Raw genomic sequence first — 8,488 nt, 5'->3', positions numbered from 1 at the left:
TCGGCGGAAGATACGGGAAACCCAAGAGACGAATAAGACCGTCATTGCTGTAGTTGAAATTGGAAGCCCCTTTTTCAGCGAAGCAAAAAGGGGTAATTCACTACGGGACAACTTTGTTTGTAACGAACTTATGCAAAGCTGTAAGAGAAAATGCCTTGTTAAACACGATCTATGAACATCCGTAAAGTCTCTACTACTCCTATAAGTGACCAAAAGCCTGGTACTTCTGGGCTGCGGAAAGCAGTTAAGGCTTTTCAGCAGCCCCACTACCTGGAAAATTTTATCCAATCTATCTTCGATTCTGTGGGGGAATTACAGGGGCAAACCCTAGTTTTGGGTGGTGATGGTCGTTATTATAATCGCCAAGCTATTCAAATCATTTTGAAAATGGCTGCGGCTAATGGCATTGAGCGGATTAAAGTTGGACAGGGGGGGATTTTGTCTACTCCTGCAACTTCCGCTATTATTCGCAAATACCAGGCCATTGGCGGCATCATCTTGTCTGCTAGTCATAATCCCGGCGGGCCAAATGGTGACTTTGGTGTGAAATATAACATTAGTAACGGTGGCCCAGCACCAGAAAAGGTAACAGAAGCTATCTACGATCGCAGTAAAGTAATTGATAGCTACCAAATTCTGGAAGCACCAGATGTAGATATAGAAACCTTGGGTGCATCACATTTGGGAGAGACGGTAGTTGAGGTGATTGACTCCGTGCAAGATTATCAAGAGTTAATGGAGTCACTCTTTGATTTCGATCGCATTCAGCAACTATTGACTTCTGGAAATTTTCAAATCAGCATTGATGCCTTACATGCGGTAGCTGGCCCCTATGCCCATGCCATTTTTGAGCAACGTTTGGGCGCACCAGTGGGAACTGTGCGGAATGGTACACCCCTAGAAGATTTTGGAGGCGGACACCCCGATCCAAACTTGGTTTATGCCCATGAGTTGGTAGATATTTTGTACGGGGATAATGCGCCAGATTTTGGGGCAGCTTTTGATGGAGATGGCGATCGCAATATGATCTTAGGACGTAAGTTCTTTGTTACTCCTAGCGATAGCCTTGCGGTGTTAGCTGCAAATGCCAAGCTAGTCCCTGGTTATAGTTCCGGTTTAGCTGGTGTAGCGCGATCGATGCCTACTAGTCAAGCAGTAGATCGAGTTGCGGCTCACATTGGAATTGAATCTTATGAAACGCCCACTGGTTGGAAGTTTTTCGGCAACCTTTTAGACGCGGGTAAAGCCACCCTCTGCGGTGAAGAAAGCTTTGGAACTAGTTCTAACCATATCCGCGAAAAAGATGGGCTTTGGGCGGTTCTATTCTGGCTGAATATTGTAGCAGTGCGACAACAATCTGTTGAGCAAATTGTCCAGGAACACTGGCAGACTTATGGACGCAATTATTACTCCCGCCATGACTATGAAGGGATTGAGATCGAGCCAGCAAACACTTTAATAGCAAGACTGCATTCTTTGTTACCAACCCTCAAAGGCAAGCAATTCGGTAACTATCAAGTTGAATACAGTGATGACTTTAGTTATACCGATCCTGTTGATGGTAGTGTTAGCCAGAAACAGGGTATTCGCATTGGCTTTACCGATGGCTCTCGCATTGTGGTGCGACTTTCTGGGACGGGGACTCAAGGTGCAACTCTAAGAGTTTACATAGAAAGCTATGAGGCAGATCCTACCAAACATGGACTCGATCCACAGCAAGCACTTGGTTCTTTAATCGCTCTTGTTGAGGAAATAGCCCAGATCCGCGAACTGACGGGGCGGGAAAAACCAACTGTGATTACTTAGTTAGGAGAGACGCGATTAATCGCGTCGTGAACAATTAAAGCAGATTGCAACAGGCGTGAGGTACAGATCATCGTAGGGGCACAACATGTTGTGCCCCTACCCGTGTACTTCATTTACCTGCAATACACTGTAGATCCCCAACTTCTTTAAGAGGATGTTTTAAAAGTGGTTGGGTGTGATTTTAATCGCAATATTACCCCCCTTAATCCCCCCTTGGAAAGGTGGGAAATCGGAAAATTTAGTTCCCTCCCCTTTACAAGGGGAGGGTTAGGGTGGGGTAAAAAAATATTTGATACATCAATCAGGACTTTTTAAACATCCTCTAAGAAGTCAGGGATCTAAGCCTTAAGATTTTCAGATATCTTGCTTGTATACTTCTAATAATTTGGGAATGTAATCATAGCCATCTACACCGATAACTGCAATGATTTTAGGGCGATGTTGCTGTAGAAACTTTTGAAAAGCTTCTGCCCCGATTTGCCCTTGCAAAATTATCAGTAATCCTGCTGCTTGCCGCCACTCATTAGAGGCAATTTGCTCTAAAAGATACATTCCCAAGCAGCCTGTGTAAACGGTTTTTTCAGAATTTTGGAGATGGTAATAAGCTTCTGCTAAATAAGCTAAGTTCCGCCCTTGGAGATACAAATCACCGGAAACTTGCGCTGTTTTAAAACCATCTTCGAGATACTTAATTGCAGTTTGGTGTTCTCCAATTACTAGATAGGCGATTCCTAAACTGCTGACACATAAAGCTTTACTTTGAATATCACCTAATTTTTCTGATAATTTTAAACCTTGTTCCAAATAGTTAATTGCAGATTCATAAGTTTCGGGTTCTAGGTTTTCCAGTTCTTGAGCCTGCATGACTTCGCTATAACCTAAATTTACCAGTGCGTTTGCCTCTCCGGTGCGATCGCCAGCTTGCCGGCTCAATATTAATGCCCGTTGGCTGTAGTTAATTGCCTCAGCATAATTTTGCAGTTGCACGTAGGTACGGCTGAGGTGGTTGAGATTAGCAATTTCACAGGGGCGATCGCCTGCATTTCTAGCTATCTCTAACGCCTGCTGATGAAAATCAATTGAGCGCTGGTATTGTCCCATAGCACGCTGCGAATAACCTAAAAGGGTCAAAATCCGCGCCTTTTCTTGAGTTCCCTCACCTCGTCGCAATGGTTCATCCAAATAATCCAGGGCATCTCGTAAATAAGTGCCAGTGAAAGATGCAAAAATCCCACCGTAAAAGGGAAAATATGGACGCTGGGCAAAGGTTCGCAAAATCTGGAGCATGATTTGAGAACAGGCATCGCCGTACACTGTCCCAATGCTGCCAAAACCACTGGCTAATTGACTCCAAATCACTGCAAAGGTCAAAAAAGTGGAAATGGACAACTTTGGCCCGGCTTTAACATCATAAGCTTGTTGGTCAAACCAGTTAATTAGTCCTCGTTGCAAGAACTGTAAAATCAATGCCATTTCCACCCAATCTCTGAGGGTGATTCCCCGTTGTCGCTGGGCAAACTCAATTGCCGATTGTTCCATTGCTAAGGTGCGAAGCAGTGTTTTGGGTAATTCACTATTGAGTTGTTTCGCCCAACTTGCCCAAGGGCCACGTTCTCCGGGTACGCCGCCAAATCCTAAAGCTTCTTTTTGCTCGTACATCCAACTGAGCAAGTTATCTTGCAATCGCTGCCAAGAAGCTAAACCACGGGTAATCCCTTCAGAAAATTGTTCTAAATCAGCATCTGCCTGGGCAAATTGCTGTAATGCTTTTGATAATTGCTGTAGCTGCTGCAAATTTAGCGGATACTTCTGATTGGGGTCAGTGATGCGTAAAAATGTCGCCAGACGCTCGTCAGCCGGGGCTGTAGTAATTTCTGTAACTGCCGAAGCGATCGCTTCTGTAGTTTTATTTTGCTCTTGCCAACGTTGCCATTGGCTTTGAATAGTCTTGATGGCTCTCAAACTGCGAGTAGCCTTGCCTTTCTTGAGTTCGTCGTTTTCACTATCTACTTGGCTTTGGAGGGCATTCAGGCGATCGCTCAAAACTAACTCAAAGACTTCCCCTGTACCGGAAGTAATTCCTTTAAGCAGCATTTGATACACCATCTCAACAGAGCTAATTTTGCCCTTGAGGGTGGCTTCAACAATTTCATCGATTAAGGCAAGATAGCGATCGCGCAATGGCAGAGAATCTGACACTTTAGCTATTAAGAAACGTCACCTCAATTCTAATTCTACTCATCGTACAACAGGAGTGGGGAGCAAGGGAGTAACGGGGAAAACTCGATTCATCCATCGTGGAACCGGGTGAATCCACCTCTGAACTCCGTTAACGAGTATCTGATACTCTTTACTCTGTGTCCTCTGCGCCTCTGTGGTTCAATAAATTACTTTTAAACCGCAGAGGTGCAGAGAGCGCAGAGATTTTATTTAAGTTTTTAAATTAATTTCTTTGAGGAGATAAGTCATCATTTCTCCTTTGCCTTTAACCTGAATTAAACCTCGTTTCTCAAATAAGTATTTATCCTTTAAAAGCTGATAAGTTGTTTCACAAACCTGAATACTACCTGCTATTCCATGTGATTCCATTCTACTAGCAGTATTTACTGTATCTCCCCACAGATCGTAAGCAAACTTTTTCAGCCCAATCACCCCTGCGACTACTGGCCCTGTGCTAACACCAATACGGATGCTAAATGATTCATTGCTTTCTACATTGAAGGTAGCTATAGCATTTTGCATATCCAATGCCATATTAGCTATTACTGAAGCATGATTTGTAGACTGATTTGGTAATCCGGCAACAGCCATATATGCATCGCCAATAGTCTTAATTTTCTCTACCCCGTGAAGTTCTGCTAATTGGTCAAATAAACAGAATATTGTATTTAATAACTCTACCAATTCCGCAGGAGATGTCCGAGTTGAAAGCTCTGTAAAACCAACAATATCGGCAAATAAGACTGTAACTTCCAGAAAGCTGTCGGCAATAGTTGTCGGCTGTTGTTTTAATTGTTCTGCAATCATCTCTGGCAGGATATTTAGTAACAGCCGTTCAGATTTTTCCTGCGCTAGTTCCATTGCTTTACGGGCGTAAAATTCTTTTTTTCGTAAACGCTCGTATAAGTAGACAGAGAATACACAAATTATGCAAGTCCAAAAAAAGTATAATCCTTGTTCAACATAAAAAGCTGAGGGATTTTTCAAGATGGGATTATATAAGAGATATAAAGTTAAATAGCAAATTATTGTTCCGATTTGAGATATTAAATGCATCCACCATTGGACTGGTATGATTGTAGCCTGAGTGAGAAACATCAGAGTCCAAATATTGTTTCTAGGTTCTAGATTGTTAAATAGTAAAGCTATATCAATTTGGACAACACAAGTTACAGCCCAGCATAAACTCAAAAAAATTAAGTCAGGATGGCGGCGGCCGATAGGAGTTTTACATAAACCCCAACAAAGAAGAATGAATAATTCTACTACAATCCCAATTTTAAAGGCGTATATCTTGGCTTCTAGATATGAATTTGCCCAAAGAAAAAAAGCGATTAAAGTCAAGCCTGCTACCAGCAGAATCTGCGCCTGCAATTGCAGCCGTTTTAGCAAAAAGCTCCGTCGCTGTTCTTGATAAGATTCCGCAAGGTTATTGTTGGTTTGTCGATGTGACATTCCATGACTGATGAGGGCATCTAGTTGGTTTTTGTCAAAATTACTTGGATGAATCATGCACTTTTTGCGTTATTAGTAATCAATAGACTAGGGCATAGGGCATGGGGCATGGGGCATGGGGCATGGGGCATGGGGCATGGGAAAATAACCAATTTTCAATTTCCAATTCCCAATTCCCAATTTTCAATTTCCAATTCCCAATTCTCAATGCCCAATTCCCAATTCCCAATTCCCAATTCCCAATTCCCATAAATGGCTCGTACCCCTACATTAAATTTTGATCGTGGCACATTAATTTTGCATCCACCACCACGCGGCAAAGGTTGGATGGATTATGCTACGTGGGATGATAGAGTTGAAAAATTCCGCATTCCGGCAATTAGATATCGATCGCTAGTGGAAGCATTACAAGCGGAAGATGTTTATTTTATCGATGAGGCGAAGCAATTTTATCCTATAGATTTAGTTCCTACTCTGGAAATGGAACCCTATCCCCACCAAACTGAGGCGCTAGCGGCTTGGAAACTGGCGGGTAGGCAGGGAGTTGTTGTGCTTCCTACGGCGGCAGGAAAGACTTATTTGGCGCAAATGGCGATGCAGTCAACGCCGCGCACGACGCTAATTGTAGTGCCAACGTTGGATTTAATGCATCAGTGGTACGCACACTTAGTAGCGGCTTTCCCCGATGCTGAGGTGGGATTGCTGGGGGGTGGTTCGCGGGATAGAACGGCTATCTTAGTTGCAACTTATGATAGTGCCGCAATTCACGCTGAAACGCTGGGCAATCAATATGCGTTGATTGTTTTTGACGAATGTCACCATTTACCGACAGATTTTAATCGAGTGATTGCAGAATATGCGATCGCACCTTATCGCTTAGGACTCTCTGCTACACCAGAACGCACTGATGGTAAACACGCTGATTTAAATATCCTCATTGGCCAAGAAGTATATCGCAAACGCGCTGAAGATTTGGCGGGGAAGGCTTTAGCAGAGCATCAAATTGTCCAAATTAAGGTAAAGTTATCGCAACTTGAACGGGAAAGATACAACCAATTAATTCAAACGCGCAATGACTTTTTGAAGCAATCTAAAATTTCTTTGGGGAGTCTGCAAGGTTGGCAAATGTTCGTTCAAATGAGTGCTAGATCGCAATCTGGAAGGAGAGCGATGTTAGCGCACCGAGAAGCGAAAGATATCGCTTTGGGTACTGATGGAAAGTTGCGAATTTTGGTTAATTTATTGGCAGAACATTATCCGGCAAGAATTTTGATTTTTACTGCTGATAATGCGACGGTTTACCGCATTTCTCAAGATTTGCTAATTCCGGCTATTACTCATCAAACTCCTGTGAAGGAACGCCATGAGATATTAACTAAGTTTCGAGAGGGGAAATATAATACTTTGGTTGCTTCTCATGTGTTGAATGAAGGGGTTGATGTACCTGCGGCTTCTGTTGCAATTATTTTATCGGGGACGGGTTCGGCTAGGGAGTATACTCAGCGCTTGGGGAGGATTTTACGGAAGGGGAATATTGAGAATAAGCAGGCGATTTTGTATGAGGTGGTGGCGGAGGATACGAGTGAAGAGGGGACTTCGGCGCGGCGAAGAGGGGAGAGGAGGGACGAACCGCAAAGACGCGGAGGGCGCAGAGAGGAGGAGGAGAAGAAGGGGAAGTTGGAGGTTGTGTATGGGAGTGGGAAGGAAGGGAGTTTGAAGGCTGCGGAACAGTTGGAAATTAATTATTCAACGGGAAGTCCAAAATCTAAAATCAAAAATTCAGATGTTACCGACAGATTTACTGATGCATCGGCAAAACGGGGAGGAGATAATTCCGAAGAGACTGAAGATTGATCGGGGAACTTCGGAGTTGGCGATTGAGTTAATTAATTATTTTCAATCAGCTGTCGGGAAGACTCAGGGTGTGCTTGAGCGACAATTGACTGATTTTGAAGGAGATTCTACAGATTATCGGGTGAAGCGGGGATTAGCTTATATTCTCAAAAGTAGTTTTTGCACTTTTGAGGTGGTTAGTCCTTTGGAACCACAGATGTTAAGAGAACGGGTGTTTTCGTTGTCAGCAAAGTCTGTTTCTAGTCGTGAATCAACCCAAGTTACTCTGAGTAAAATTGCTGATGAGTTAACTCAAGAACTTGAGCGCGAAGTTTTATTGGAACAGGTTCGCAATGGACTATATGCTGATTTATCTGAAAATAAAATATTGACTGTTTTTGATGCACCAATAGCGCCAGATGTGTTAAATCGATATAACTTATCTCAGGTACAGGGTGTATTTTATAAGGCCAGTCAACTGGTGTTAAATGCTCACCGGAATGTGCCGGGGGAATATAAGCTGTTATTTCGCTATCTGAAGTTGTTTCAATTGATGGCTTATATTGAGGGCGATGCCGATCACGGGTTTACAATTACCATTGACGGGCCGACGAGTCTGTTTAATCCTAGTACACGATATGGGTTAGCGATCGCTAAACTTATTCCCGCTTTACTTCACGTTACGAAATGGAGTCTTTCGTCTATTCTCCAAACCCGCGACGCATATACAAATAGTTGGAAAACTGGACGTTTCACGCTCAACTCTGAATGTGGTTTAGTATCCCATTATCCACCAGGTAAACCCTATGATAGTATGCTAGAAGCATCTTTTGCTGATAAGTGGGATGCTTTAAAAAGTGGTTGGGCGTTAGAGCGAGAAGTTGATTTGATCCCAATTCCTGGTAGTGTGATGATTCCCGATTTTCGTTTGGTGCATTCTGATGGACGCACCTTCTTATTAGAAATTGTTGGTTATTGGCGGCCAGAATATTTACAGAAAAAGTTTTCTCAGGTGCGGCGGGCTGGACGTGATGACTTAATTTTAGCTATTTCTGAGCGACTTAATTTAGAAAAGGCGGGAGTAAAATTAAACGATGTCCCCGCGAGAATTGTTTGGTTTAAAGATAAGTTATTGCCGAAAGCTGTGTTAGCTGTAATGGATTGAAAAAGGAAA

At 43.1% G+C, this 8,488-nt stretch carries 6 protein-coding genes; 3 read left to right on the top strand and 3 right to left on the bottom strand.

Translation table 11 applies throughout. The features are described from left to right. The first annotated feature begins 171 nt into the window (after nucleotides 1-171). Nucleotides 172-1,806 (top strand): alpha-D-glucose phosphate-specific phosphoglucomutase, encoded by a 1,635-nt coding sequence (locus V7K98_RS14330; RefSeq protein ID WP_335022824.1) that lies wholly within the window; start codon nucleotides 172-174, stop codon nucleotides 1,804-1,806. A 354-nt stretch (nucleotides 1,807-2,160) separates the two neighbouring features. Here V7K98_RS14330 and V7K98_RS14325 read toward each other — a convergent pair whose 3' ends face one another. From V7K98_RS14325 to V7K98_RS14315, 3 genes are all read right to left on the bottom strand, one after another. Next, entirely contained in the window at nucleotides 2,161-4,005 is a 1,845-nt protein-coding gene (locus V7K98_RS14325; protein WP_335022822.1) for a tetratricopeptide repeat protein, read from the bottom strand. A gap of 231 nt (nucleotides 4,006-4,236) precedes the next feature. Next, nucleotides 4,237-5,538: an adenylate/guanylate cyclase domain-containing protein gene (locus V7K98_RS14320; RefSeq protein WP_335022820.1), complete on the bottom strand. Its 1,302-nt coding sequence runs from the start codon at nucleotides 5,536-5,538 to the stop codon at nucleotides 4,237-4,239. A 22-nt stretch (nucleotides 5,539-5,560) separates the two neighbouring features. Beyond that, complete coding sequence (locus tag V7K98_RS14315) at nucleotides 5,561-5,731, bottom strand: hypothetical protein (protein ID WP_335022818.1); 171 nt, start codon at nucleotides 5,729-5,731, stop codon at nucleotides 5,561-5,563. A 2-nt stretch (nucleotides 5,732-5,733) separates the two neighbouring features. Here V7K98_RS14315 and V7K98_RS14310 point away from each other — a divergent pair, with 2 nt between their 5' ends. Next, nucleotides 5,734-7,335 carry a DEAD/DEAH box helicase family protein gene (locus V7K98_RS14310; protein WP_335022816.1) on the top strand — a complete coding sequence of 534 codons (1,602 nt, stop codon included), beginning with the start codon at nucleotides 5,734-5,736 and terminating at the stop codon, nucleotides 7,333-7,335. After that, nucleotides 7,265-8,479, top strand: a complete 1,215-nt coding sequence (locus tag V7K98_RS14305; protein ID WP_335022814.1) for a DUF790 family protein — start codon at nucleotides 7,265-7,267, stop codon at nucleotides 8,477-8,479. Before V7K98_RS14310 ends, V7K98_RS14305 begins: the two co-directional genes overlap by 71 nt. Nucleotides 8,480-8,488 lie beyond the last annotated feature (9 nt).

The organism is Nostoc sp. (assembly GCF_036917435.1).
Lineage (GTDB): Bacteria > Cyanobacteriota > Cyanobacteriia > Cyanobacteriales > Nostocaceae > Nostoc.
The sequence above is the reverse complement of the archived record's forward strand: the minus strand, read 5'-3'. Positions and strand labels throughout refer to the sequence as shown.